This is a genomic window from Gilliamella sp. App4-10 (genome assembly GCF_001690495.1).
GTDB classification, from domain to species: domain Bacteria; phylum Pseudomonadota; class Gammaproteobacteria; order Enterobacterales; family Orbaceae; genus Gilliamella; species Gilliamella apicola_G.
The window spans coordinates 1-2014 of sequence record NZ_LZGS01000007.1; the positions used below are offsets into that span (position 1 = coordinate 1).

Genomic DNA, 2014 nt, shown 5'->3' on the forward strand with positions numbered 1-2014 from the left:
AGACTTTACCCGTTTTACGGTTAAATATAATGGGGCTACCACGACGGGAAAATAGATTATGATAGATTTCTGGAATAACAAAATACATAGCAATAAAGCATAAAATAACACCACTTAACGCCGCTAAAAACATGTTAGTTTCTAAAATTGGATTACATAAATAAGTCAATATAGATAATATAACCACTGCAGAGCATAAAAGAATAACAGCAATGATGTAAATACATAAATAAAAAACTTGATCAGAAGGAATCTTACGAATAAAGGCACAATAGTTATTATTAGCATAACTTAAGCGACGATCATGCAGGGGCACACTATAAGGACCTTTATCTAGATCCCCAAACCAACCAAAAATTTGTGGACGGTATTTTGATGGCATTTTATTCTCCTTTTATTTATTCTTCATGAAATTGGTTACTGCTTCGGTTAATGATAAGTGGAATTTCGCCATCATCTTGTGCATTAGGGCTGATATTGATTTGATAGTTATTTATTAGATCATAAGCAAAGGTGCCCGCTATCCAAGTTATCACCGTTAGGTGGCTATCTGACTGATGAGGATCGGTTTTTTTCACTTCGATTTTTTCAATATCGTTAAAATTAGATTGCCATACCGCTTTGCCCATTCTTGCCAAACTGTAACGGCTTTTGGGCTATTCCGTTATATGGTGCCGTTGTTTAATTTCAGCTAACTCTGCTAATGATGTGGCATTAAACGCTTCAACCATCCATTCGGGCCAGTCTTGACCGGCAATCCTATGGGCTTTAAATTCCGCTTCTTGATCTGATTTATATTCGCCATCATCGATATTGGCAGATTTATAATACACCATAAAACTATTGATCCAACCCCAAACAAATGTACTCCCTGCGCCTGCTCGGGCAGGATCTAGCATGATATGATCAATCACTTGATGCGTACCGGATTGGCACACCATTAACACGGTCGAGGTTAGAGCATTACGCGACATATTATGGATAATAACACCATGCAAATCATCCCAATCATACTCCTTTATACGGCGTTTTTTCGGTTGTAAAAATACCGCAGGACGGCGTAATACTTTAAAGTTAAAAAAATAACTTTCGTTAACATAGACTTTACCTGTTTTACGGTTAAATATAATAGGGCTACCACGACGGGAGAATAGATTATGATACAGTTGAGGAACAGCATAATACATACCGATACAACAGATAATAAAACCCAAAATTACTACTATATCAATAAATTCTATTTTAGAGCTATCATGGTGTACCAACAACCAAAGACATCCAATGATAGCTCCACTCCCACAAATAATAGCAACAAAATAAAGGCAAGCATAAAAAATCTGATCATTGTGATCCTGACGAATAAAGGCACAATAGTTATTATTGGCATAGCTTAAACGATCGTCATGCAGGGGCACTAAACGTGGACCTTTATCCAGATCGCCAAACCAACCAAAAATTTGTGGACGGTATTTTGATGGCATGATGACTCTCCTTTTTATTTATTCATCGTGAAATGGGTTACTGCTGCGATTTATGATGAGTGGGATTTCGTCATCATCTTAGCTATTCCGTTATATGATGCCGTTGTTTAATTTCCGCGAGCGCTTCTAATGATGTGGCATTAAACGCTTCAACCATCCATTCGAGCCAGTCTTGACCGGCAATCCTATGGGCTTTAAATTCCGCTTCTTGATCTGATTTATATTCACCATCATCGATATTGGCCACATCACAAAAAAACATAAAACTATTGATCCAACCCCAAACAAATGTACTCCCTGCGCCAGCTCGAATAGGATCTAACATAATATGATCAATCACTTGATGCGTTCCCGGTTGGCACACCATTAATACGGTTGAAGTTAGGGCATTACGTGACATATTATGAATAACAACACCATGCAAATCATCCCAATCATACTCTTTTATACGGCGTTTTTTCGGTTGTAAAAATACCGCCGGATGCCGTAATACTTTAAAGTTAAAAAAATAACTTTCGTTAACATAGACTTTA

General features: G+C 37.3%; 3 protein-coding genes and 1 pseudogene. All 4 read right to left on the reverse strand.

Going from position 1 to position 2014, the window contains the following annotated elements:
* Positions 1-382 (reverse strand): annotated as a pseudogene (locus tag A9G23_RS01995) (hypothetical protein); the annotation flags it as partial.
* A 16-nt stretch (positions 383-398) separates the two neighbouring features.
* Positions 399-638, reverse strand: coding sequence for a hypothetical protein (locus A9G23_RS02000; protein ID WP_141674890.1), 240 nt, complete (start codon positions 636-638; stop codon positions 399-401).
* Positions 639-656: 18 nt separating this feature from the next.
* Entirely contained in the window at positions 657-1481 is an 825-nt protein-coding gene (locus A9G23_RS02005) for a DUF6708 domain-containing protein (protein WP_065586040.1), read from the reverse strand.
* 82 nt (positions 1482-1563) lie between these two features.
* A partial coding sequence (locus A9G23_RS11440; RefSeq protein WP_176700588.1) for a DUF6708 domain-containing protein occupies positions 1564-2014 on the reverse strand: 451 nt, incomplete at its 5' end.

Coding starts and splice junctions, on each gene's coding strand:
- A9G23_RS02005 (WP_065586040.1), bottom strand. CDS start 1,481: ATGCCATCAAAATACCGTCCACAAATTTTTGGTTGGTTTGGCGATCTG.